The organism is Bacteroides caecigallinarum (genome assembly GCF_016902295.1).
GTDB classification, from domain to species: domain Bacteria; phylum Bacteroidota; class Bacteroidia; order Bacteroidales; family Bacteroidaceae; genus Phocaeicola; species Phocaeicola caecigallinarum_A.
The window spans coordinates 1-25,843 of sequence record NZ_JACJLQ010000024.1 but is presented as its reverse complement, the minus strand read 5'-3'; the positions used below and the strand labels follow the sequence as shown (position 1 = coordinate 25,843).

General features: G+C 40.6%; 15 protein-coding genes and 1 pseudogene. 15 read left to right on the top strand and 1 reads right to left on the bottom strand.

Annotated features, from left to right (window positions below; all coding sequences use genetic code 11):
• Positions 1-59 precede the first annotated feature (59 nt).
• The 4 genes from H6A27_RS09390 (at position 60) to H6A27_RS09375 (ending at position 8,845) form a co-directional block, all read left to right on the top strand.
• Positions 60-3,269 carry a SusC/RagA family TonB-linked outer membrane protein gene (locus tag H6A27_RS09390; protein ID WP_204508505.1) on the top strand — a complete coding sequence of 1,070 codons (3,210 nt, stop codon included), beginning with the start codon at positions 60-62 and terminating at the stop codon, positions 3,267-3,269.
• Between the two features lie 39 nt (positions 3,270-3,308).
• On the top strand, positions 3,309-5,060 hold the full coding sequence (locus H6A27_RS09385; RefSeq protein WP_204508504.1) for a RagB/SusD family nutrient uptake outer membrane protein: 1,752 nt from the start codon (positions 3,309-3,311) through the stop codon (positions 5,058-5,060).
• A 49-nt stretch (positions 5,061-5,109) separates the two neighbouring features.
• Positions 5,110-6,873 (top strand): hypothetical protein, encoded by a 1,764-nt coding sequence (locus H6A27_RS09380; RefSeq protein WP_204508503.1) that lies wholly within the window; start codon positions 5,110-5,112, stop codon positions 6,871-6,873.
• Positions 6,874-6,949: 76 nt separating this feature from the next.
• Positions 6,950-8,845: an arabinan endo-1,5-alpha-L-arabinosidase gene (locus H6A27_RS09375; RefSeq protein WP_204508502.1), complete on the top strand. Its 1,896-nt coding sequence runs from the start codon at positions 6,950-6,952 to the stop codon at positions 8,843-8,845.
• Between the two features lie 143 nt (positions 8,846-8,988).
• Here the strand turns inward: H6A27_RS09375 and H6A27_RS09370 are convergent, their stop codons facing one another.
• Complete coding sequence (locus H6A27_RS09370; protein WP_204508501.1) at positions 8,989-10,440, bottom strand: ATP-binding protein; 1,452 nt, start codon at positions 10,438-10,440, stop codon at positions 8,989-8,991.
• A gap of 213 nt (positions 10,441-10,653) precedes the next feature.
• Between H6A27_RS09370 and H6A27_RS09365 the strand changes: the two are divergent.
• From H6A27_RS09365 to H6A27_RS09315, 11 genes and pseudogenes are all read left to right on the top strand, one after another.
• Positions 10,654-11,022: pseudogene (locus tag H6A27_RS09365) on the top strand (alpha-L-fucosidase C-terminal domain-containing protein); the annotation flags it as partial.
• Between the two features lie 220 nt (positions 11,023-11,242).
• A complete protein-coding gene (locus H6A27_RS09360) occupies positions 11,243-12,958 on the top strand; it encodes a helix-turn-helix domain-containing protein (protein WP_204508500.1) in 1,716 nt (571 codons plus the stop codon).
• A 230-nt stretch (positions 12,959-13,188) separates the two neighbouring features.
• Positions 13,189-13,797 carry a DUF3575 domain-containing protein gene (locus tag H6A27_RS09355; protein WP_204508499.1) on the top strand — a complete coding sequence of 203 codons (609 nt, stop codon included), beginning with the start codon at positions 13,189-13,191 and terminating at the stop codon, positions 13,795-13,797.
• A gap of 20 nt (positions 13,798-13,817) precedes the next feature.
• Positions 13,818-15,269, top strand: coding sequence for a DUF3868 domain-containing protein (locus H6A27_RS09350; protein ID WP_204508498.1), 1,452 nt, complete (start codon positions 13,818-13,820; stop codon positions 15,267-15,269).
• Positions 15,270-15,302: 33 nt separating this feature from the next.
• The gene (locus tag H6A27_RS09345) at positions 15,303-17,051 is read left to right on the top strand and encodes an Mfa1 family fimbria major subunit (RefSeq protein WP_204508497.1); all 1,749 of its coding nucleotides are present in this window, start codon (positions 15,303-15,305) and stop codon (positions 17,049-17,051) included.
• A gap of 82 nt (positions 17,052-17,133) precedes the next feature.
• Complete coding sequence (locus H6A27_RS09340) at positions 17,134-18,225, top strand: FimB/Mfa2 family fimbrial subunit (protein ID WP_204508496.1); 1,092 nt, start codon at positions 17,134-17,136, stop codon at positions 18,223-18,225.
• A gap of 55 nt (positions 18,226-18,280) precedes the next feature.
• Positions 18,281-19,987, top strand: coding sequence for a fimbria major subunit (locus tag H6A27_RS09335; protein WP_204508495.1), 1,707 nt, complete (start codon positions 18,281-18,283; stop codon positions 19,985-19,987).
• Between the two features lie 13 nt (positions 19,988-20,000).
• Positions 20,001-21,242, top strand: a complete 1,242-nt coding sequence (locus H6A27_RS09330; protein ID WP_204508494.1) for a hypothetical protein — start codon at positions 20,001-20,003, stop codon at positions 21,240-21,242.
• Positions 21,243-21,278: 36 nt separating this feature from the next.
• Complete coding sequence (locus tag H6A27_RS09325) at positions 21,279-23,522, top strand: fimbrillin family protein (protein ID WP_204508493.1); 2,244 nt, start codon at positions 21,279-21,281, stop codon at positions 23,520-23,522.
• A 19-nt stretch (positions 23,523-23,541) separates the two neighbouring features.
• A complete protein-coding gene (locus H6A27_RS09320; RefSeq protein WP_204508492.1) occupies positions 23,542-24,585 on the top strand; it encodes a BF2992 family fimbrillin-A clan protein in 1,044 nt (347 codons plus the stop codon).
• A 37-nt stretch (positions 24,586-24,622) separates the two neighbouring features.
• The gene (locus H6A27_RS09315) at positions 24,623-25,687 is read left to right on the top strand and encodes a hypothetical protein (protein WP_204508491.1); all 1,065 of its coding nucleotides are present in this window, start codon (positions 24,623-24,625) and stop codon (positions 25,685-25,687) included.
• Positions 25,688-25,843 lie beyond the last annotated feature (156 nt).

Sequence of the window (25,843 nt, the reverse complement as noted above, 5' to 3'; positions counted from 1 at the left end):
ATTCTGCTTTTAGATTATTATAGACTAATTAATGTATAATAAAATTTAATACTTAAAAAATGAAAAAACAATTTATTTTTTCCGCAATGCTTGGCTTATGTGCATTTGGTGGTACAGCTATGTATCCTGGTTCAGCCATTGCTGCCGTTGCACAGTCACCGACTATCAAAGTTCGTGGTCAGGTAATTGATGATCAAGGTGAACCTTTATTGGGCGCTACTATCAGGATTAAAGATGGTCAAGGTGGAACTACCACCGATTTGGATGGAAATTTTGAACTGGAAGTCCCTGGTAATGCAGTCCTTGTTATAAGCTATGTTGGTTATAATGAACGCGAAGTCGCAGTCCGTAATCGTGCTGTTATTGAACCCATTCAATTGCAGATGAGTGATTTGGTTTTGGAACAAGTGGTTGTAGTCGGTTATGGTACACAGAAGAAGTCCGATTTGACCGGTTCTGTAGCTGTAGTCGATGCAGAAGCTCTGAAGCAGGTGTCGCATTCCAATATATCTTCCATGCTCGAAGGTAAGGTTCCGGGCGTACAGATTACTTCCGACGGACAGCCTGGTGCCGACCCTACAGTACGTATCCGTGGTATCGGATCATTTGGAAGTACTGCACCTCTTTATGTGATAGACGGTGTTCCTATGGGAACTTCTATCCGTGATTTCTCTTCAAATGATATTGAGACTATCCAGGTGTTGAAAGATGCTTCGGCTGCAGCCATATACGGATCACGTGCAGCTAATGGTGTGGTTATCATTACTACCAAGCGTGGTCAGAAAGATCAGCCGCTGAAAGTAGATTATAATGGATATTTTGGTGTTGATAATATATCAAAGGGCGTTTATGATGTGATGGATGCCGACCAATACAGCCAATACCTTGGTCAGGCTTGTCTGAACTCGAACACTCCTTTACCTGGAGGATATCATCTTGATAGCACTACGGGTAAATACCGTTTCCAGGATGATACAAATACAGACTGGTTTGATGAAGTCTTCAAAACCGGTATCCGTCAGAATCATAATGTAAACCTTTCAGGAGGTAGTTCACGCAGTACCTATAATGTTTCATTGGACTATTTTAGCCAGAAAGGTACACTTGAAGGAGCAGGTCCTAATTATGAACGTTTTACGGCGCGTGTGAATAATTCTATGGATACTAAATTCGTAAAGTTCCATACCAGTTTTGTTTATTCTCATTCTGATCAGGATAATATGGGTATGTCCAATGCTTCCGAATATGTTCAGGGATTGTATGGCGATGTTACAAACGTTTTGCGTGGAACTTTATTAATGCAGCCTACCATAAAAGCATACGACGAATCGACATGGGTGCTTGATGATGTTGTGGGAATAGCAAACGGATTCAATTACGATGCTTACGGCTATGGAGTTTATTATGATACAGTTCATGGAGATATATCAGCATCAAATCCTTTGTTGATTAATACTTTGTTAAAGCGTAACACTAGGGTTGACCGTTTTGTAGGTACAGGATCAGCAGATGTGGATTTGCTTAAGATGATTGGTGTTGAAAGTAAAAACCATAAATTGAATTATAAGATAAATTTGTCATACAGTAAGACTCATTGCAAAGATTTTACATGGATTCCTGCATGGGTACAGAGTAACCGTGTTTATCTTGCCAAGAGTAATGAACGTTTGACTAAAGGCTCACGCGATTACTCGGATGCTCTTATTGAAAACATCCTTACTTACGACGGAACAATAGGTAAACATCATATTAATATAGTGGCAGGTCAGACATATCAGGAGGAAAATACAGACTTGCTTACAGGATGGGGTATTAACTTTACTGAACCATATTTCCTGCAACTCCAGAATGCAGCAGATACCTATTCTGAAAGTTTTGAATATAAACATGCAATCTTGTCTTATATCGGTCGTGTCAATTACAACTATGACGACAGATATTTGTTCTCTGCCACAGTACGTAGAGATGCCAGCTCTCGTTTGTCAAAGAATATTCGTTGGGGGACATTCCCTTCCGTATCTTTGGGTTGGCGTTTTGATAAGGAAAACTTCTTCCCGTTCAGCGAAGATGTAGTAAACATGTTTAAGGTCCGTGGTAGCTACGGAGAGCTTGGTAACGAAAATATCGGCGAGTACATGTATCAGGCAGTAATGGCACGAAACAACATGACATACAACTTCAATAATTCTCCAATAACCGGTTCTGCAATTTCTACTTTTGTGGACAATAACTTGGCTTGGGAGAAGAAAAAAACTTATAACGTTGGTATAGACCTTGCATTCTTCCGCAACCGTCTGGAATTTACAGCTGAGTGGTATAAGAATACCAGTGAAGATTTGCTTTATGCAGTTCCTGTTCCTGAACAGGCAGGTGTTTCAAATACTACAGTAACAATGAATGCTGCATCAATGGAAAACTCCGGTTTCGAGTTCTCTGCTACTTATCGTAATCGTGATAATGCTTTCAAATACGAAGTTTCTGCCAATCTCAGTACACTGAAAAACCGCGTAACTTCATTAGGATTCGGAACAGATTCCTATATCACTGGTTCCTATATTACTAATGTAGGCGAGGAAATAGGTCAGTTCTATGGCTGGGTTTATGAAGGAATAGCACGTACGCAAGAAGATCTTGACAATCATGCGGTTCAGGAAGGAGCTCAGATAGGCGATTGTCTATATAAGGATATCAGTGGTCCGGACGGAACGCCTGACGGTAAAGTTGACTCATACGACCAGACAGTGCTTGGCAGTGGTTTGCCTAAAGTTAATTTCGGTCTTAGTGCCCGTTTTGAGTATAAAGGATTTGATTTGAGCATCGCTACTTTCGGCGCGCTTAATTATCATGTAAGTGATGATATTTACAATTCATTGAACTCTTGCTACGGATGGAGTAATAAGGATGTTGCCATGCTTGATGCCAATCGTTTCAGCGAAGACGGATTGACATATCTTTCAGATGTTCCTCGCACTTATGTGAACAATAGTGCCAGCCTGGCTTGGAATGATTTGTTCAGTTCACGTAAAATCCAGAATGCTGCTTATTGGAAGATAGCCAATGTTGAGCTGGGTTATAATTTCCCTGATAAGTGGTTCGGCAAGTATATATCTGATGTACGCTTGTATGTTTCAGGACAGAATCTTTACACATTCACAGGCTATAAAGGCTATAATGTGGATTATGCCGGCGGTACATTTACTCCAGGTTATAATTTCTGTTCTTTCCCTACTGCACGTACATTCATGTGTGGCGTTCATTTCACATTCTAATAGAAATAAAGTATCTAAATACTAAAAAAAACATATCGTATGAAACTATATAAATATTCACTTGCTCTCATTCTAGGATTAGGAACTCTGTCTTCTTGTATCGACAGATTGGATTTGGTAAATCCTAACCAACAGACATCAAGTACTTTCGGATTTAATGCCGATGATTTGGAGGAGAGTGTTATCGCTGCTTACAACCATATACGTATGGAAGGCTCTTATGCCCGTGTAGGTTATACTATAGATGTGTGCCGTGGAGATGAGGCCTGGAATTCATCTCAGGTTTGGTATCTGCCGTTTGACGACTTGAATGCTGAAGTTACTTCAGACATTACATGGTGGCCTTGGAGAGAATGGTATTATACTATTAATGTTTGCAATTTCGCCATTTCGCGTTGTGGTGATGATAACAGCCAGCTCTCGGAAAAGATGAAACGTATCAAGGGACAGGTACTTTTCATTCGTGGCTTGTCATATTATAATCTGGCAGGATATTACCAGAATCCACCTCTTATAACTGACTACGACAGTTATTCTTCATTGGATGGACTTTATGGAGCCAACAGTACTTATGATGAAGTCCTTGATCAGGTGGAAAAGGACTTCAAGGAGGCTATGGAGCTGTTGCCTTCGCGCGATGAAGGTGGCGAATGGGCTGGCGGACGTGCCACCTGTGGTGCTGCGGCAGGTTATTATGCACGTACTCTTATGGTACGTCACAAATTCAGTGAAGCGCTTACAGTACTTAAGGATATTATCGGCAAGAAGTACGGTACTTACAGACTGATGGACAATTATGGCGATAACTTCCGTGAAGGTTCAGCCTATGAAAATAATGATGAGAGTCTTTTCGAGGTTCAGTTCCTTGATTTTGGTTCGCAGGGTACAGATGATGAATGGACACCGGTAAATACCAGTCCTAACGCTACACAAGGTCATGCCATTGAAAGTAACTTTGGTCCTGGCATGTATGGTGGTTGGGCAGATATCTCGGCTTCACCATGGTTATACAACCTGTTTAAAAGCGAACGTACCAAAAACGGAACTCTTGATCCCCGCTTGTATTGGACAATAGGAACCTACGAGCCGGAGTGGGAAGGATTTGAATATGGAAATGTCGCTTATACGCATGTACTTACGCCAACAGATAATGTTGTTACAAACAATAACTATGGTGGTTTGCCCATTGCAAAAAATACTAATCTTCGTACCGGACTTTATAATTCAGTTGTGACAGGATTGAAATGTGGTATTAATTTGCGTTTGATGCGTTATTCTGACGTTTTACTGCGTGCGGCTGAATGTGAGAACGAAGTGAATGGACCTACACAACAAGCAATAGATTGGATAAATGAAGTACGCCAACGTGCGGATTTACCTGACTTGAAACTTTCGGATTTCAATACAGCCGACAAGCTGTTCGAACAGATAGCAAATGTAGAGCGTCCAAAAGAATTCGGTTGTGAGTTCGGCCGTGGGTTTGATTTGATTCGTTGGGGATTCTTCTATGACGAAGGTCGTCTGAACCAGCTTAAAGAACACGGCACATTCCGTCGTTCTACAGAGAATGTTAAAGATCCGGTCAGCTACAGTGATATTTCAAGCGATTCAGAGTTGAAGTGTTCATTCGATACCTATTTGCCGGGACACGAATTCTTGCCTATTGTACAGAGTCTTATGAATAAGAACCCTAACTTGGAAGGAAACTCTGCAAACTTAAGTTCAGATAACTCTGTTTATTTCCAGGAAAAAGGATGGACTGTACGTCCGGTAGTGGATTTAAGCAAGTAGTTTAAGAATAGGAAGGCTTTAGTTAATTACTTTTTTTATATAAAATAAAATGAGACATTTCAATAAAATATTATCCGTATGCGGTTCAATGGCTTTGGGCTTTCTTGCATTGACCGGTTGCGAAGGTGGTGAAATATACGAAGTTAACGCACCAGATTGGATTTCAGAGAAAGTCGATTCTATAGCAAATGCCAATAAGGGAACAGAAGAGGTTCTCGAAGGTATGGAAGAAGATGTTTATACAATTGGGAATGCTGATTTTTCCAGTGGATGGTGGGCAGCATTTTCAAAATACTATGTAGTTCCGGATGGTGAAAAATGGAATGCGGTATTCAATCTTCATATTAATCCTAGTGCTACTAACACATATAAGAATTTTGCTTTGATAATATGCTCCGATGCCGACCGTGGTGCTGAGGATTATAAGGAGTACGGGGCAATACGTTTCGATAATCAGCCTTCGGGCAATTCAGAGTGGGGCGATTATATTGACCGTTCATACGTAGAAAGTACACTTACTTTTGAGACAGATACTGATGCCGGTGTCGATAAATTAGGTGGAAAGGTTACATTGACAGTCGATAGAACCAATGCCGAGGCATTCACTGTTACGATGACAAACGGAGTGGTTACCAAGTCATATAAACAGCCTTATGCACTTGAAAACCTGAATGCCGATCCAAGTAATACCAACATACGCTGCTTCCTTGTACCCGAAGGTTCTTATATAGACTTCCTTCAGTCGAATATTGAGCCTATAGGAGGATATACTTCTGCAGAAGACAAGGAACCTGTATCAATGGAATTGCAGAACGTACCGGCAAGGGTTAATGTAGGAACAACTCTTGAAGATGCTATGGCAGATGTTACGGCAATAGTTTCTTTCGAAGAAGGTGTGACCAAGACTGTTACTGCTGCCGATTTGAGCTTTTCAGCCATTCCGGATATGGATACTCCAGGCGAGAAAATACTTGTAGCTGTTTACAACAAGACTTTTAAGGGAGAGAACTGTAATCAGCCGGTAATGGCAAATGCCACATTCGAAGTTGTAGAGAAAATAGTTTCTATAGAAGTTACAACACAGCCTACACGTAATACATATTACGTTTATACTTCTGCCGCTACAGAAGCACTGACAGACAGAACATTGGCTTTTGACCCGACAGGTATGGTTGTCACTGCTACTTATGTTAATGGAACATCAAAACCTGTTGATAATTCTATACTTAGTTTCTCTACTGTTCCTGCCATAGAAGGCACTCAAACTGTTACAATATCTGCCGAGGATGGAGTGACAGCTCAAGTAAATGTTACTGTTGCCGAATCAGCAGTGTCTGAAGTGAACAATAGCATAGCCATGGTTGGAGCTGAAGACAATTCAACTGCATTTTGGGGCGCTTTCTCCGATGAGTTCAATGTCCCTGTAGGTGAAACCAAGTCAATCTCATTTACAAACTATAGCAGCATGGCAGGCAACTGGAATAACTTTGTTGTCGTACTTCGCGGAGCGGCATTGAATGAATATGGAGTGGTTCGTGCCGATAACTACGGATGGGGCAATGGTTATGCGGCTTGCCGTGCAGCCGGTACTCAAGGTGATTGGGCTACTTGGCTTGCGGGAATGAATGGAGCTGTGGTAACAGTCTATGTGACTAACTGCGGTAATGGCACAGCTGATGTACAGGCTATTATGCAGGGAACAACAGGAACAACTTCCACTCAATATTATTTGGGTATAAATACAGTCAATCCTGATGATTTGAATTTTGCATTGACAGTTGATGGTTGCCATCTCGTTTTCGATGTAGATTAACTTTGATTTAATTCCAATCCATGTCTTCCCATTTTTTTAATTAATATGGCAAGGCATGGATTAAAAAAATAACTGAATGAAAAAAATATCATTTATTTGGACATTTATAGGGTTTCTATTCGTTCTGACCGCTTGTAGTGATAAAAATGACATTGAGTACGATAGCGGCAGTGATATTATAGTATCTAAGCCCGAAGTCCTGTCAGTTTCAGGAACATCATTCACTGTAGCGTCTTCCGTCTCCGGCAATTCGGATGCGGTTGTAAAGAGAGGATTTTGTTATAGTGCCAATAATCAGACTCCCAATATTAATGATAATGTAGTAGATGCCGATGACAGTTTCAGTGCTACTGTTTCCGGTCTGATGGGTAATACTACATATTATGTTTGTGCCTATATTTATGCTGATAGTCGTTACACATATTCTGATGTACTTGCGGTAACTACAGAGAAACAAAGTCTTGATGCACAGCTGGACAATTATATTGCACCATCTTATGAAGACAATTACGTCAGTATTGCCGATTGGTCCAAACGTGGGCAATGGAACTTAAGTAATGTACACGATCCTACTGTAGTCCTTGCTGAAGATGGATATTATTATATGTATCAGACAGATGCTTCTTATGGAAACGCTCATACTGCCGGCGGACATTTCCACGGACGTCGTTCTAAGAACTTGGTGGATTGGGAATATCTTGGCGGTACAATGCAGAATTTGCCAGACTGGGTAATTCCGAAGCTTAATGAAATACGGGCTGAAATGGGCTTAAATGATGTGTCGCCCAATGTCTCTGATTTTGGCTATTGGGCTCCGTGTGTCAGAAAAGTGAGGGATGGCCTGTATCGTATGTATTATTCCATAGTATGTCCCGGATATATTAATGGTAATGGCACTTGGAGTGAGCGTGCCTTTATAGGTTTGATGGAGAATGATAATCCTGCGAACAATGACGGTTGGATTGACAAAGGTTATGTCATCACGAACGCTTCTGATAAAGGGTTGAATTATAATGTCGCCGCAGATAATTGGGCTAATTGTTATTATAAGTGGAATGCTATTGATCCAAGTTATATTATTACCGGTGATGGAAAGCATTACCTGGTTTATGGCTCATGGCATAGTGGTATCGCATTGGTGGAACTTGATGGAGAGACAGGAAAGGTAAAAGCCGAGTTGCCGAAACCTTGGGGAACCAATGATGATATCGCGGCCTATGGAAAGCTTATTGCCACACGCCAGATGGGTAACCGCTGGCAGGCTTCAGAAGGTCCGGAGATAGTTTATCATGACGGATATTATTACTTATTCATGGCTTACGACGCATTGGATGTGCCGTATAACACTCGTGTAGCCAGAGCTGCTGATATTGAAGGTCCTTATTTGGGAATTGACGGTACAGATATAACTAATGTGGGTGGTGATATTCTTCCTGTTGTGACTCATCCTTATAAATTTAATAAGAGTGACGGCTGGGTTGGTATTTCCCACTGCTGTGTTTTCGACGACGGTAATGGCAACTGGTATTTTGCTTCTCAGGGCCGTTTCCCCGCAAATGTTGGAGGTAATGCATACAGCAATGCCATCATGATGGGACATGTGAGAAGCATCAGATGGACCGACGACGGTTGGCCCTTGGTTATGCCTGAACGATATGGAGCCGTACCGCAGGTTGCTATTAATGAGAGTGAGCTTGTAGGAAACTGGGAGCACATTGATTTGTCATACTCATACGCAAATCAAAGGACTTCTGTGACAATGACTCTCTCTGCCGATCATAAGGTAACTGCCGGAACTTGGGAAGGTGCCACATGGGAGTTCGACAGTAATAATTGTATCCTTAAGTTCGATAATGGCATAGAACTTTATTTACAACGTGAGACAGATTGGGAAGCATCGCCGCGAACACATACCATTGTTTATGCAGGATATGGTAATAATAAGACTTATTGGGGCAAGAAAGTTCAATAGGTATTTACAATATGTCGGTTATTACATAACGGGTTTATGTAAGTGTATCTAAAAAGAATGAGACTGAAGTTTTGGATTCAGTCTCATTTTTTATTCGTACTTTTGTAATTCAGTATCTAACTTTTATGTTTTTCGTCATATAGTTACTGTTGCTTCAAAAATTCCTTCCCTTTGTCGGTGAGACGGTATTTCTGCCGAGGATGCTTTGGATTTTCCGGATAAAGAGGTTCTACCAGATTCTGTCTTATTGCAGGATATAGGTAAAGTTCCAAGAAATTACTTTTGTCTTTCAAGCCCATTATACTCATAATCTCTTTCGTAGCAACAGTATTTTCGCCAATTGCCACTAACACCCTTTCCACTTGTGGGGTAGCTGTGGTGGAGTTGATGGGTAGCTGTCGGGTAGCTGTCGGGTGTTGCCCGACTGCTCTCCTATGAAAAACGACCCATACGCTATTCCCGTCCGTATGAAACTCTGGGTCGGATATTCCCACACGACGACATTCGCTAATCATAAGACTGATGCCGCGTCCCCAACTTTCCAACACCTCACTTTTATACAAAACGTTCGCGATAATTAGGTTTTGCGGCTCTGAATTATGTCCGCTTAGCAGTTTCTCCATTGTCATGTCCGGTGGAAAAGTTCCGCTGTTCTCTATCTCAATGCGATCATCGTAAATGGCTATCCCCACTGAACTGCCGGGACGGTGATATAGACGATGGCAAAAAGCATTTGTGCAGCACTCCCTCAAAGCCTTATAAGGTATCTCCAGTTCTTCTTCACGATACAGCCCTACAATCTTTCCGGAAAGAGACAGATGTTTGAAGAAAAATGACATTGCCGCATCCAACAGAGTGTATATATTGCCTGTGACACGCTGATTGTCTATAAATTCATCTTTGGTTGTGCCTTTGAAACGTGCCAGTCGGAGCAGGCATTGGGGATAGTAATAAAAATCACGTCCGAACAGAACTGCTGAAGCATTGTTCAGTTTGCCGTTATGCAACAGGTTGAATTTTTCAAGGATGGTCGGCAAGTCTTCCCGTATTGTGGCTTCAGGCAAACGTCCGCATCGTATGCCACCACGTACTGCACCCATTATGGCATGTTCATCAAGGTCGGATATTTTGAGGTCGGAATTTGGTATTGCCTCCCAAGCGTATTTTCCTCCACGCTGCATCAGAAGTTGGTTGTAAATCTCCTGTGGCATGGATGATGTCACGCTTTCAATGCGTTGGTAGGCACGTCCTTTATATGAGAATGGACGCATATAGCGTTGCTCTTCCGCTGACAAGGCTATGATGCTATTGTCGGTATCAGGAATGTCAATGCATGATATTTCAATGTTGGCAAACGGTTCTATACGCCGTATTGCTTCCGCAATATCACGTTTCGTCCTGTCACTCACTTTCTGTCCGATGATTTTCCCTTTGTCAGTCACACCAAACAAAACGATGCCTCCAGTACCATTCAGAAAAGCGCATAGTGTTTCCACTCCTCGCTCCAGTTGTCCGGTGGTTTCCTTGAATTCCACTGTATCGCTTTCCGCACCAGCTATCAGTTCTTTTACTATATCGAGATTGTCTATGCTCATACACAAGTCATTAACTTTCGCAAAGATAGAAACATTTTGATGAACTAAGATAAAACGGCTTTTTATATTGAATAATTTTACCCGTTTCTCCATGACTTTCCCCTAAAACGCCTATCTGTCGATAACTTTGCTACATTTTTCAGTTTATCAGTTTTTATTCGTACTTTTGTAATACCTGATCAATATTAAAATGTTCTTAATAAGAAAATCAATAATTGGGAAGGATATTATGACAGCCGTCCGTGGAAGGTCTTTGGAGAAGGACCGATTGCGGATTCTGATATAGCCCTGAATGCCCAGGGATTCAATGAAGGCGCTTATGGCGTTGCTACTTCCGAGGAAATCAGATTTACGCAAAAAGGGAATAACCTCTATGCCGTGGCTTTGGCATGGCCTGAAGATGGAATGATTGTAATAAAATCATTGTCGGAATCAAGCCGCCTGCTTAATGGTAAAATAAATGAAGTCGAGTTGCTTGGGTATGGTAAGGTCGATTTCATCCGGACAGAAAAAGGTCTTGAGGTTAATCTGCCGGAGGCGGGACTTAATGAAATAGCTCCGGTTTTGAAGATACGGCTATAGTCTTTTCAGGTAGTTAAAAAACCGATTTTGCGTTTTTGAAAAACACGGGCAATTCTTGGATAAAACGTGGGCAAGTTTTGGTTTAAATTTGCCCACGTTTTTTTTAGGTTTGCCCACGCTTTTTTTTTCATTGCTTCGGATGAAGATTTTGATGATAATTTAAAATATTTTCCAAGTACTTTTTGTATATTTGACCGGAGTATAAATATACGATTTTTATATGAGGTTACATTATATATTCTTTATACTATTATATATATCATTATCTGTAAATTCTAAGGAATCCACACTGCCGTCACTGATTCTGCGTGAAATTTCAGTTACCCCCGAGGAGCTTCTGGAGGAACTCGACAGCATGGAAGACACAGGCGGATACAAGGAACATAGGATAAACTATCTGCGCAGTTATGCTTATTACTCATTATGTAAATACAACAGGGCGTCCATATATGCCGATTCGGTACTTCATTCCGAGGAGGCGCGCAATGATTCCGCCATCATGTTCCGTACAATTGTAATAGCTGCCGAGTCGTATGCGTTGTCGTCACGCCTTATGGATGCTGCCAATATGGTGACGGCAGCATTGTCATATTCGCGTAGAACCGGTGATACCAGTCTCGAGGCCAATATGATGTATGTCCAGGGTATTATATGGAACAGGATGGGACTTTATGAGAAGTCGTACAAGATAATAGAAGATGCAATATCTATATTTAACGGTAAGACAGACATAGGCAGCAAGTTGCGTATATCTGCTATTCTTGACATGCTGGCCGATTTTTATATCGATTCCGGCCTTTACGAAAAGGCATGGCAAGTATGCGAACGTAGTGGTGATTTCCTGAAGCGTTTTGAAAACAGCGATGAGATAAATCCCATTCTTATTGACCGGATGTATGGAGTGTATTACAGTAAGATGGCATACCTGTCATTGAAGTTGAACAGGCATACACTAGCTAACGATTATTATCTTCGGTATAAAGCCACAAGAATGTCCGGCACATTGATGGGAGCGCTCGAGATTAATCCTTATCTGTTGCTGATAGGCCGGTATGAAGATGTCATAAGCAACAATAAGGCTTTTTTCCTGACTACTGATAATGCCGATACGGTTTCAGTAGTATACAGGCGTTCTCTTTTACAGGATGCCATATCATTAAAAAGACTTGGAAAGTATGAATATGCATACCGTTGCCTGGAGAAATATAATAATATAATCGAATCCTATCGTAGGAATATCGATGCCAACCGTCTGTTTGAGTTGTATAAGGCCGCTGACTATATCAGGTACGAGGCTGGTATAGAAGCTGCCAGGAACGAACTGAAATCTCGTCAGAATCTAATTGTCGCATTGTTTGTTCTGATAGGTTTCTTAATATTATTCCTGATATTTATACTCATGGAACGCATGATGTTGAGGAAAAAGAATCGTGATATCTCAAGATTGATTGTCGAGCTGAATAAGTCTATGGAATCGTCCGTCAACGAATTGGAGAAATCGGATGATGTCCGTTCGGCTGAGGTTGTGGAATCTGCCGGACCGAAGTCTCCTGAAGAAGCCTTCAGCAAGGCTGATTTGAACAAGATGTCAAATGAGGCTTTGTTCCGAAGATTTGATTCGATTGTGATGAATGAACGCCTTTATCTTGACTATAATCTCCAGCGCGACTATTATGCGTCTGTGATGGGCGTTGACCGCAACCGTTTTGCTACAGTTATCAAGGAAGCCACTGATGGCGGCAATCTTAGCACTTATCTCAATAACATGCGCCTTAACTATTCTGTCACTCTGTTCCGCGAACATCCTGAAATGTCAATCAGCGAGGTTGGCGATGCCAGTGCGATACCGAATATTTCCACCTTCTACCGCTTGTTTAAGGAGAAATACGGTCTGAGTCCAAAAATGTTCATCGAACAGTTAAATTCGGAAAGATAATTCCCAAATTGTCATAAAATCCGTGTGTCATATTATTTGAGAATTGTGTCAAATTGTAAAAAGTCTTGATTGACAGTGTTTTGCGGGCGTTTGTGTCAATTCGTAAAATGCCTATTCATGACATTATAATAATTATTATATTTGAATTTCTTTTTATGTAGTAGTAATTTTGCAATGTATTTAATTTTAGGCTTAATCTAAAAAAAGAGTGTTCAAAAAAATATAATGTTATGAAAACATTTGGTGAATATTTTTTTGTCTGCAGGAAGTGCGTCATTCTGTATTTGTTCCTTTTATTTTCTTCCGTGCTTTCTGCCCAGGTGGTGTCTGTCAAGACAAACGCCGCATATTGGGGTGTGCTTACTCCCAATGTAGCTCTGGAACTTCCCGTAGGGCAGAAGTTTACAACCGACTGGCATTTCCTTCTTAATCCCTGGACTTTTTCGGACAATAAGAAAATGAAGATTATGGCTGTCCAGCCCGAACTCCGTTACTGGTTCTGCGAGCGTTTCAACGGACATTTTCTTGGGGCTCATCTGGTGGGCGGTATATACAATATTGGCAATGTGGATGCCGGTTTCAAGCTTTTCGGCACAGACTTCGGTTCGTTGAAGGACTACCGATACGAAGGCTGGATGGCAGGAATCGGTGTGGGCTACGGCTATCAGTGGATATTGTCGCGCCATTGGAGTCTGGAGGCAGAGTTGGGACTGGGCTACATATATACCCGTGCTGACAAGTACAAATGTGCCAACTGCGGCAAGCAGATGGAGGACAATAAGCCCCACCATTACATAGGACCTACAAAGGCAGCTTTAAATATAATTTTTGCATTTTAATATCAATGGAGGCAAGCGTTATGAAAAGCAAGAAAACATTAGTTTCATTAATATGTGCGGCATCCATGACGGTATTTTCCGGTGTGAATGCCCAGCAGGTGCTGCAGAGCCGTACTGTGGTGGACAACGCGGGCATTTTGCGCCATCGCGACAGCGTAACGGTCAGCATGCGGATAGACATCTCTTCGGCAGAAATAAAATCCGGTTCGTCTGTGATATTGCATCCACGGTTCGCCTCATTGTCCGGCACCGGCAGTGCATATCTTCCTCCCGTGGAGATTATGGGGCGCAAGCGCAGCATATACGTCGAGCGTAATCCGGAGCAGAAATACCTTGACGCCGACATGTATGCCGTAATGGTGAAGCGCCGCAAAGACAGTAAAAACAATCAGGCAGACGAATCCCAGATACTCGATTATGCAGTAACGCTGCCTTACTCCGAATGGATGGACAGTTCCAGTCTGAGCATATCCGAGGACTTGTGCGGATGCGGAAAAGTCAATCCTGCCGGAACAGTCTCGCTGTGCAATGCCGACATAGCTTTCACTCCCCGTCTGGCGTACGTGGTGCCCGAGGCAGAGCCTGTGAAGACACGCGAACTGAGCGGCCGCTCATACCTCGACTTCCGTGTGAACCGTACGGAGATAGATCCTTCCTACAGAAAGAATCCGGTGGAGCTGCAGCGTATTATAGCTTCTATCGACACAGTGAAGAACGACAGAGATTTCACCATCACCTCCATCGAGATAAAAGGATACGCGTCGCCCGAGGGAAGCTATCCGTCGAACAGACGTCTGGCAGAAGGCCGTACGGAGTCGTTGAAAAAATATCTCATCGACAGATACGGATTCCCGTCAACCACAATAAGGTCGTCGTACGAGCCTGAGAACTGGGAAGGCCTGGTGGAATATCTCAAAGCAAGCACACTGGCAGACAAGGACGCCATACTCGCCCACATAGAGAACGGACCTGAGGACATCGACCGCAAGGAGAGGGAGATGAAGCAGAAGTTCCCCCAGTCGTATAAGGTAATACTGAACGACTGCTATCCCGGGCTTCGCCGCACGGACTACCGCATAGACTACGTGATACGCAGTTTCAAGCTCGAAGAGGCTAAGGAGCTTGTAAAGACTGCCCCTCAGCGTCTCAGCCTTGAAGAGATGTTTGCCGTCGCTCAGACATACCAGCCCGGTTCGGAGGATTTCAACCATGTGTTCGACGTGGCAGTAAGGATGTATCCCTGCGATGAGACAGCCAATCTCAACGCTGCTAATGCATTGCTTGAGCAGGGCAGGGCAGAGGAAGCGCTGAAATACCTTGAGAAGGTTAAATCGTCCGTTCCAGAAGCAGAGAATGCGCGCGGAGTGGCTTATCTGCTGCTCAAGGATTACGCTCGTGCGGAACAGCATATAGAAAAGGCACTGAAAGGCAATCTGGATGCGGCAAAACATAATATGGAGTTTTTGAAATAATATTATATGTTAAATGAATTAATTTATAGATGTATGGGAAATCTAAAGTATTTTAGTTTGCTTATGGTGGCAGGCATGTTTGCTGCTTGTAGCGATAACCTGGAGAATCCGGGTAACGAAAATGACGGTCCAAAGACCGGTGAGGGATATGTAAAGGTGGCTATCAATCTGCCAAGTGTAAGTAGCTCGAGGGCATTTGATGAAAATAATAATTTGGATGATGGAGATAAAAAAGAGTATGCAGTGAAAAATGGTATTATTGCTTTCTTTGAAGGTGTTAAAACTGATGGAGAAAATGCTGCGAAACTTGTAAAGGCATATTATATGGGAACGTTAACTGGTACTCCTGATAATGACAAACATGTGTCATCTACAGTAACAGTACAGACTCTTGATGCTCCAATGTTGTCCGATGATAAAAACCAGATGTATGCGTTGGTAATTTTGAATAATGGTTTGAACAATAGTATCGTTTCAGTTGAGAATGATGGTAAGCGTTTGTCTTTCAAGAGTGGCGATGCGCCTATCATTTTGGAAGCTGGTACATCAACCATTAATGATTTGTATGGAAAATGGTCCCTAAATGCAAGTGATATCACTTCTGATGCGAATGGTTTCTTAATGCTTAATTCTCCGTTATACAATGGAACTAAAGCTCAGACATTAGTGCCGGTGACAGTTAGTAAAACAAAAGATGGTGCTGAAACAGCTAATATCTATGTTGAGCGAGTAGTAGCTAAGGTGGATGTAAGTATTAATCCTACTTCTCCAGGTGATTATTTTACAGAAAACAATAGAAGTGGACTTAGTGTAAAGAAAGACGGTAGTATTTATACAGGCGATAAAGTAGTTTTTATTGATGAAAGTGCCGATGCTCCGAAATTAGGTTGGACTCTGAATGTTACCAATAAGAACACAAAACCTTTGAGAAATGTGTCTAGTATTGCTACTTGGTTAGGATATGGAACTATTAAATCTTATTTTATTGGAAATACAGCTGTATATGAAGAGGGTACTGAACCTAATAAAATATCTTGGAAGCGCATCTATTGGGCAATAGACAACAATTATGATGCTACAGCTACTGACTTTAATGTGTACAACGAAACTAACAAACCGGAAGATAAATCTTGGGGAGCTTACTCAACCAGCACAATAGTTCCTCAGTACTGTTTGGAAAATACAGCTTCTGCTGCAAATGTTAAAGATAACAATACAACTGCAGTATTGATTAAAGCTACATATTGGGTGGACGAAATTGCTGATTCTGAAGATAAGTCTTTCTTTATGATTGATGATAATGCTGCTACTGTAACTAAAGCGGATTTTCTGGAAAAAGTTAAAAATACCTTGGACCCTAATGGTACAGCTTCATTAACTTTAGGCATTAATGAAAAAGCTGACGGTGGTTATTACACTGGTGCTGAGGAATTAAAGACGTTAATTACTGGAATTTCTGGAAATACTTATGATACTGCCCTTGACGAATTAGGAACTATCCGTTATTACAAAGACGGTGGTTGCTACTATTATGCTGTTCCTATCAAGCATTTTAATGATATTACTAAGCCTTCAGGAACAATTGAAGATAGTAATTTCTTGGGTGCATACGGTGTGGTACGTAATAACTGGTATCAGATTACCATTAACAGCGTAAGTGGTCCGGGTGCGCCGGGAGTAACAGATCCAGGTGAAGGAGGTGTAGAAGACGAAGAAGGTTATATCAAGTGTTCTATAAACATCCTCTCATGGGCAAAACGTACTCAAGGCGTAGAACTATAATAAAATCATAAACTAAAAAACACCTGCTGCAAGCCCAACCCGCTTGCGGCAGGTTTTAAACACTGAATAAAACAACTTTTATATGAAACAACGGCTTAAACATACATTGAAGATTCTCATGTCCGTAATTGTGCTGGGCATGTCCGTATCATCGTGTACCGACCTTATCTTCGACGACCGAAGCGGATGCGACATAGGTGTGTTCTTGAAATTCAAATACGACTACAACCTCCAGCATTCCGATATGTTTGCCGATCATGTAGGAGAAGTTACCGTATATGTATTCGACGAACAGGGACGATACGTAGCCGGCAAGGCAGAAGCCAACGAGGATGGTCTCTCACCACTTAAAGATGATGACTATGCAATGTTTTTCGACCTGCCCGTAGGAAAATACCAGTTTGTGGCATACGCAATGCAAAGAAAATATTCCGACCTCATTGAGGAAAATGGAGCTAAATTCGTAAGGAGTAGAGGATTTTACGACAGGAATTTAATGATGGAAGATCTCAATGTGGAGCTTTCGCACAAAGTATCCGATATAGACGGCAATCTATATATCGACCATCAGAATCTTCCGCTTGACACATTGTGGCATTCCAAATCGGACGAACCCGTGGAAGTGGTTCAGGGAAAGTATGTCTATCACACTCTCTCGTTAGTAAGGAATACCAAGGTTATAAGTGTGGTGCTTAGGGACATTGAAAACCCTGACGCCATGAACATTGATGACTATGATATGTACATTGACGGAGCGAACGTCATTCTCAATCACGACAACACGCCGGACAACAGCGTGAGGGCAAGATGTACGCCATACGTGTCGTGGAACACACAGGATCCCGATGTGAACAGCCGCTCGGGAGTGGGAAGCATGGGGCATGCCGACTTCATGACTTCCAGAATAATTCTCCATGACAGTACCGCAGACGACGAGGTGCTGGTGGTGAAAGACAAGAATACAGGCAAAAAAGTTATTGAGGTCAATCTGCCGGACTTGCTTACCAGACTAAGCAGCTATGACGAGACCAAGAGATACACCAAACAGGAGTTCCTTGACCGCGGCTATGATTACGACCTTACCTTCTTCCTCGCAGGCGATAGCTGGGCTTACGTCAATGTCTCAATCGGCGTATTGGGATGGAGCAAGAGGATTCAGAATGTGGAATTATGATTTGACATATTACTAAATACTAAGCTATTGTTTTACATTATAATTTATGCTACTTGTGTACCGACATATTATAAAGTACTGCTCGCTACTTATCATTGTATTTTCCATGATAGGTTGTGCCGCAGATAATTTCTCCGCAGAAGTGGAGGAAGAGGAAGTCGTGCCGGGAGATTTGGTAGTGTCGATTAATGTAAATTTAGATGGCAATGGCTCTTCAAGGTCGCGTGCAGAGGCGGATGAGGTTCTACCGGACACTGCTTATGAGAACAGGCTCTCGCACGGACATCTGTTCCTTCAGAATTTGAAGGATGATGGTAATCCGGTGGAGGGGCAGCCGATGTATTATGTAAAGGTAAGTTTAAATAAGGGAGAAAATACATTTAAACTTAAAAATATAGATTTCGGAAGGAAACGTGTATATATTGCGGCCAATTTGAGTGATGAACAGGCACGTCATTTCGCAACCACAGCAAATGCAGAATATGAGATTCCTCTGGCTATGCAAGGCAAGGGGTATGGTATGACTCAAGAATATGCACGTGCAACAGATATTGCCATGTTCTGCACTGAGGGTCAGATATTGGATTTCATAGAAAACAAATTGTATGTGTTTGATAATCCATTTACACTGAAACGGCTTGTGGCAAAAGTACATGTCACGGCAACAACAACTAAAACAAATGATATTGAATATTGTACATTGGCAGCTCCTATGGCCGGTATAGGATGGATTCGTCTGGAAAATGTGAAATACCTTATCAACGGATTGAATACCAAGAGCTACCTCATGCAAAAATATTTTACTTCTTCGGAAGACCCTAATTTTAGTATACCCGAAGACCCTAATTTCAACATAGAAAACAATATTCAAGTTAAAGATAACAATATAAATCCTGTCAATTATCAGGATTTTTATTTTAACAGCATAAAGAGTGTTTCGGATTTTGAAAGTTATTTTGCAAAGGCAGAGAAATATGACGCAAGCAGAATTCCTACATCGAATGATAACTCTGTTGATAATCCATATACAGAAGGATTGTATTGTCCGGAAAACACTTTTGCATTACCTGCTGGAGAAATACTTACAGCATTTAATGGTTATAAGTCGGACGCCTGGCCAATGGTAACACATTTGATAGTTTCGGCGAAATTCACTCCTAAAAAGATTGTAGTGGAAAGAAGTCTGGCAGATTGGGTTCAGAGCCCTGATAATATATCAATAAGTGAGGCTATAAGAATGGAAATAAAGAATGAAATAACAGCTGCAGATAATCTTAATGATAATTTTAAATCCTTATGTACTATTTTGTGTTCGTCCGAGGAGGTGGCGAAGGCCGTTCTCTTATCTTCATTGAAAAGGGAAAACTATTTGAAAGAGGATGACAATTCGCAGGGCTTGCCTGATGAAACATATTTTTGGAATGACTCAGAAAATCTTCCGATGGTATTTACTTATGGCGCGGCTAAAATATTTTCACGTGTCAGTACAAATGCAGAACAGTTTGATCAGTTCGCCACTGTTCCTGACGGTGTAGGTTATTACTATATATATCTGGACAATACCGACTCAAACTCTACCACAGGTGATGGTACTAGAAAGGACCCTGCGAATAGTATAGTGGAGCGCAATGCCTATTATCTGGTGAACATAAAATCCATCTCCGGTCCGGGTGACGCTACCATGAAGGGAGATAACATCTTGGTGAATACTGTTAAGACCGGTTGGAAAGTAGGTGGAAAAGCAGAGGTAGTTTTGGAATAAGAGAAATGTTTTTATGAATATAGACAAGTTGACATATAAAATGAGAATCCTGTTTACGTGCGTTGTTAGTATAGGAATGACGGCAGGATGTAATGATGCTTACGAACAACAGAGTACGGACAATGAAGCGTCTTCGTTTATAAGCGTCCATACCACTGTCGATTCCAAGGTCGGAGAAGACGATGCGGAAAGGGCACAGCTCCTGTTTTGGGATGAAGAGACTTTTCATGGTGCATGGATAGAAAATAATGATACACTGGCTTCTCCACGGTTTGTCTCTATTCTTGATAATGAAATAGACTATTACAGTAATAAGACTAGGATTGCATTCAACACAAAACAAGAATATCCTGCTGGTGATGCTACTATCCATGCTACGGGGTATTATCCTGCTGCTGCATTGTCGCCGGATACTATTGATGACGAGCCGGATTATTCCCAGCTTCTGGTAAAACCTGGTTATTCGACAGGTAAAATTGATTTCATGACGTGCGATGGTTGTGTAGAACATTCGGCGTCACGTGATTATCCTTTTACAAATTCGGATAAAGAGCTGAAATTCCGTCATCTTATGGCATGTATCATATTCCGTGGAGAAAGAGATGAGTCTATGGAAAATATTGTAGGGGTTAAAAATGTCAATATAACGGTTTATAATGAAACGGTTTATAATGAAACACAGAATGATAAATATAAACTATTTTATTTACCATCAAATTTTAAACTTTTTACTTATAATTCAGAAGATAATGATACTAAAAAGGATAAATCTACTTATATTATTGGTGGATATTCACCTGCCCCTGATACAATTACGATTGAATATCCAGGTATAATAAATATGGGTGAACAAAGAGAACTTGGTGCTTGCTATGTTGTATCGTGTGATTTGAATTATAATGATCCGTCGAAAGATTACTACGTAGATCCTTTTGGAGAGACAAAATATACGCCTGTTGATAATTCTTCCACTCCTGAATTGAAAATTAAGGTTACAGCAGATTTCTATTCCATCAGTGGAGGTCAGACAGCTTCCACCACTGAAACATGGAATCTGGTGATTAAGGGAGATATGTGGTACGATGATGATAACAACAAGAACACATGTACAACAGGCGATAAGTTCATTCCCGGATATATGTATGATATACTTTTGCATTTTAAACGTTCGGGAGTAACTGTAAAGGCTGAAGCTGTTCCATGGGAAGATGGAGGTATTCATGTACATCCGGTGCAACCTATTACTAATCCGTGAACAGTGTAATTGTACTAATTTATAATGATTGAAGTTATGGTAAAGAGAGTATATATAGCAGTTGTAAATCTGATTCTGATGTCCGTGCTTTTCTTTTCATGTGTAAAGGAAGATATGGAAGGATATGCCGATAATCCGGATGAAATAAAGATTGTGGGAACCAAGGGGGAGAATATCTCAAGAAGCGTTCCGCCAAATGCAAATTTTAAGGAAGGTATAAGATATCGTTTATGGGCTTATGATAATAAAACAGGTAATTATATTTTTAACGATACAATTACAAGACATGGTATTGTTGCTTATGAATCGTCTGGTCATTATATTGAGATGGATGATGCCAACAGAAGTCGTCTTGTGGATAATTTTACGATATACGGACTTGCTGATAATAAAACAACAGTAAGTGATGCTTTTATTCCAAAATCAGGTACAACAGGATATACTTTCTCAATAGGAGATAATGGCGAAGTTATTCCATCCGTTACAGGTTCTGTAAACAGGCAACTGACGGACTATTATAGAGGTGAGTTCGAATATGTTCGTGACAGTATGTCTATTGATAGTAAAGGCTTGATTGTGATGAATTTCAAACATATCATGTCGCAGTTAAAGATAAGCATATTGCAACAGCCGGATGAAAAAACTAATGAAATTTATAAAGATTTGGAGGTCACAAAAATAGAGCTGGAGGGTGATTACAGTTCTATGGATTATGACGTGAAGAGTGATACTTTTTCTATTCCCGAAGAATATAGTGGTGGAAGTATGAGAACTTTATGGGAATATAAAGAAGTTACAGATAACACAGATAACGATATAACTGAGAATGTAAAATATTTCGTTACTTCTACTGTCTTTCCTACATTGAATGAAGATACCGACCCATATTATTTATATCTTACTTTAGCAGGTAGTGATGCCAGCAAATTTTCACTTGATGCAGATAATAGGGTAAAAATAAAACTTACAGAGTCAGGATTGGGGGTAAAAAACCTTAATTTTGAGCAAAACTATTCGTATCATATCCAGGTGTTCTTTATGTCCGGTAATGTTCATGTGATAGCCATCAGACCAGAGGTATATCCGTGGCTTGATGGTGAGACTGATAAAGGAGTGCAGGGAGACATGTATGAGGAGGTAGCTTTAGGAAATACGTTGCTGTTCGATAACCTTGTGTGGTCGGACAGAAACTTAGGAGCTACGGAGTTTGATCCGATGGTTTCGTTTGACAACTGTACCGGCTTTTATTATCAGTTCCAAAGGAATATTCCGTATTTCCCTAACACTTTAGATGAAAGTGAATTGGTTTATTCTGTTACATCTAATGCGACGGCTAATGCACAAGTACCAATTAATAATAATAAGAAGAATTATATCCAATTGATAGAGGATATAAGTACTGTTTCTAATTCGAATTATGCAGGTTTTTATAGTGGGACGAGTATAATCGGTACCCAAATATGGGCAAATAGTATTTCAAACCAACCAGTTCCTCCCGGATGGCGTATTCCTTCTGCTGATGAGTTTTTAAGTATTATGCCTAGTTGTCCAGCTGCAGGGAATATTACGTTTTTAAGTAATGTAAGTGATAAAGGTGGTAATGAACCTAATACGTTGAGTGTAAATGTCGTTTCATTAAAAGTTCCGTATGACGATAGTTATGATTATGAGCCAAAAAATTTTTATAGTCAAAATAATGTTGGTGAGAAAGGAGATCCTTCTAATGGGGATTTTTCTGTTTATGTTATTAGCAAATCTGATGTTGAATTCGATAACGTAAGTAAGCCGTTGGAAAAGATAACTAAACAGTCTGGATTTGATGATCCTTATTGGGGAACGATTTATGCAATAAAAAAAATAGGTACTGATGAAGCTTATCGTATCAGATGGCATATTATTCGCCCTATTGATGGTGTTGATAATTATGTATTGGTAATTTCAAAATATACAGCATCAAAAGATGATAAGCTCCTTTTCCGAGATAGTGATAAAAACAATAAATATCATTATCGTAATTATAATTGGGATTATCCTTCGGCTGTTATGTATATACCTATAGTTGGAATGGTAGGAGCAGGTTCGTGGCAGCCAGGTAAGATTGGAAATTTTGGAACGGAAACGATTCTTTTGACGACAGATAGGATAGGTGTTTCCCAAGATTTTAAGACATTACGTATTAAGATTGCAGGTGATAACGCTACTAATCAATATATCTTTTCTTCTAAAGACTATGGAGGTAATGGAGGTCAGCTACGACTAGTAAGAGATATTACAAACTAAGTTATTAAACCTAACGAGTATGATTAGAACTCTGAATTTTTTATATACATTTCTGTTTTTTACATCTATAATACTGGTTTCATGCGATGACAGTTTGCATGAACAAGGCGCATTGGAAGAAATCCCGGAAGGATGCGTGCGTGTGAATTTCACTCTTTCCGGTTCGTACGGAGGACCGCTTTCAGACCTTTCGCGCAGTAATCCATTGGATAATTATTCACCGGTTAAAATACCGGATGGTACAACATTGTGGATTGCTGTTTATAAGAATAATTCTAATGAACTTCAAAAAGTAAAATCATTTGTGGTTAAAGGTAACACCTTGTATCCATGTAAAGTTGATGCTGATGGCAATGTTACTGACGAAAATGATGTCCCTTTATATCTTGAATCGGGAACATATACTTTCAGGGCCATTGGTCCGGCACGTGAACTTACTGATGATAAACATCTGTATATTGAGAACGGGCAATACGTGATAGCCAATGATGAAAGGGATAGGTTTAATACTGATCTTGCTGAAACTACAAAAGGTACTGCGGGCGTAACAAAAAAACTTGATAATGGGGTAAATCCTGTGGTTGAAGTACAACTTAACCCACTGATTAACCAGACAGCCAAACTGAAATTTACAATCAGGGCAGGGATCAATGTATATAAACTTGGTGTTCAGACTACGGGTGTGGAAATAGACGGATTGCAGAATAATTATTCTATTGACAAAAATAGTCCGTGGAACTGGACGTTGGGTACGGATACATTAATAGCATACAGAGGTAATAAGAATACCAAGTTGACGCTTACAGAGCCTGTGGAAATTACAAATGAGAAGGTGGTTTATGAAACATCCATTCTGCCTACTGATGCTTATTCCACACCGCTTATCATTTTGTTCTCAATGAGAGTGAACGGTGTGCCGAGCCAGTTCCAGATGATGCTGAGCAGGAAGTTTTTTCTGACCGGTTATTCTTATCATTATATGGGAACCATAAATCTTAAGGATGGAATTGCGGCTATGGAATGGATGAATGTGGGTTGGGAAACGAATGTACCTATTATGTAGATGATGTTTATTAGAATATTTAACAAGCAATATGATTATGAATTACATGAAATATATACTGTCTGTAGTTGCGGTTTCATTGGTAAGCGGCTTAATATTTACATCTTGCAGTGATAATATACCTGATGATGAAACAGGAAACGTTTCGGACGGTTCTCTTACAATAAGTGTGTCGGCAACTGATTTTGAATGGGGACAGGTGCCATACGGCTATTCGCGAGCATCTGACCCGATGATTCCGGAAATGGAGAACTCGTTAAAGACACTGGCTATACTTCAGTTCGACTCGGAGGGTAATCTGCGTAGAGAATTGGGCACTGCAGATAAACCTTTCAAATATATAAATCTGGTGAATGAGACAACTCCGAACGGGGTACTTACGTATAATATAACTCTTGCGTCTAATGAATTTTATCATGGCGAGAATTGTGCTATATGTATAATGGCTAATGTCCCGGAGGAAGAAGTTATGAAAGTGGTATTTACTGACCAAGAGAATAAAGTCAACACAAATTTAAAGACCTTCAGAACCGAGAAGATAACAATTCCGTATGTAACCAATCCAAATGCAGACGACAGTTACGGTCTGCAGATTGGGCATGTGAAACGTATTTATATGTTTGGGGAATATACGGGAGATGTGACTTCGGAAACACAACGGTTAAATATCGGACTGGGGCGTATGATCAGCCGTCTGGAATTTGAAATTAAATCGGATATGAATGTGAATGAGGGATATGGACTGTATCTTGGAATAAAGAATCTGGAAAAGGAAGTGTATTTCTATCACGGAGAAACTTCGCCAAATAACCTATTTACTGAAGCAACTCCCTTTAATATATTGGCTAAAGGTGTAAGTGGTGAGACGGTTGATTTGAGTAAGGGTGTCAAGATTTTCTTTTATGTAGCACCGAGAATTGCTAATAATCCAGAAGATGCAACTTCTTTAAACTTCTGGTACACAAATAGTACGCCAAACCCCGATGATAAACCTGATTATGTATTACCTCTTGGAAATCATATGCCGGAAAGTGAGGTAGGAGATTATTCTCTTAACAGGAATACTTATTATAAGTTTTTTGTGAATCTGACTAAGAAATAATAAGAATAAAATAATAAGTGTTGAATGTACATTTTATAATTAAAAGCATTATCTTTCCTCTAAAATGATTTACGGTAGAATGATTCCAAAGGCTTCCATTGGTATATTCATATGAATAAAGGCAATAAAATATTTACCGGCAGCATATTGTTGTCG

Bases quoted from the DNA above. Each gene is read 5' to 3' on its own strand.
- H6A27_RS09390 (WP_204508505.1), top strand. From the start codon at position 60: ATGAAAAAACAATTTATTTTTTCCGCAATGCTTGGCTTATGTGCATTT.
- H6A27_RS09385 (WP_204508504.1), top strand. From the start codon at position 3,309: ATGAAACTATATAAATATTCACTTGCTCTCATTCTAGGATTAGGAACT.
- H6A27_RS09380 (WP_204508503.1), top strand. From the start codon at position 5,110: ATGAGACATTTCAATAAAATATTATCCGTATGCGGTTCAATGGCTTTG.
- H6A27_RS09375 (WP_204508502.1), top strand. From the start codon at position 6,950: ATGAAAAAAATATCATTTATTTGGACATTTATAGGGTTTCTATTCGTT.
- H6A27_RS09370 (WP_204508501.1), bottom strand. From the start codon at position 10,440: ATGAGCATAGACAATCTCGATATAGTAAAAGAACTGATAGCTGGTGCG.
- H6A27_RS09360 (WP_204508500.1), top strand. From the start codon at position 11,243: ATGAGGTTACATTATATATTCTTTATACTATTATATATATCATTATCT.
- H6A27_RS09355 (WP_204508499.1), top strand. From the start codon at position 13,189: ATGAAAACATTTGGTGAATATTTTTTTGTCTGCAGGAAGTGCGTCATT.
- H6A27_RS09350 (WP_204508498.1), top strand. From the start codon at position 13,818: ATGAAAAGCAAGAAAACATTAGTTTCATTAATATGTGCGGCATCCATG.
- H6A27_RS09345 (WP_204508497.1), top strand. From the start codon at position 15,303: ATGGGAAATCTAAAGTATTTTAGTTTGCTTATGGTGGCAGGCATGTTT.
- H6A27_RS09340 (WP_204508496.1), top strand. From the start codon at position 17,134: ATGAAACAACGGCTTAAACATACATTGAAGATTCTCATGTCCGTAATT.
- H6A27_RS09330 (WP_204508494.1), top strand. From the start codon at position 20,001: ATGAATATAGACAAGTTGACATATAAAATGAGAATCCTGTTTACGTGC.
- H6A27_RS09325 (WP_204508493.1), top strand. From the start codon at position 21,279: ATGGTAAAGAGAGTATATATAGCAGTTGTAAATCTGATTCTGATGTCC.
- H6A27_RS09320 (WP_204508492.1), top strand. From the start codon at position 23,542: ATGATTAGAACTCTGAATTTTTTATATACATTTCTGTTTTTTACATCT.
- H6A27_RS09315 (WP_204508491.1), top strand. From the start codon at position 24,623: ATGAATTACATGAAATATATACTGTCTGTAGTTGCGGTTTCATTGGTA.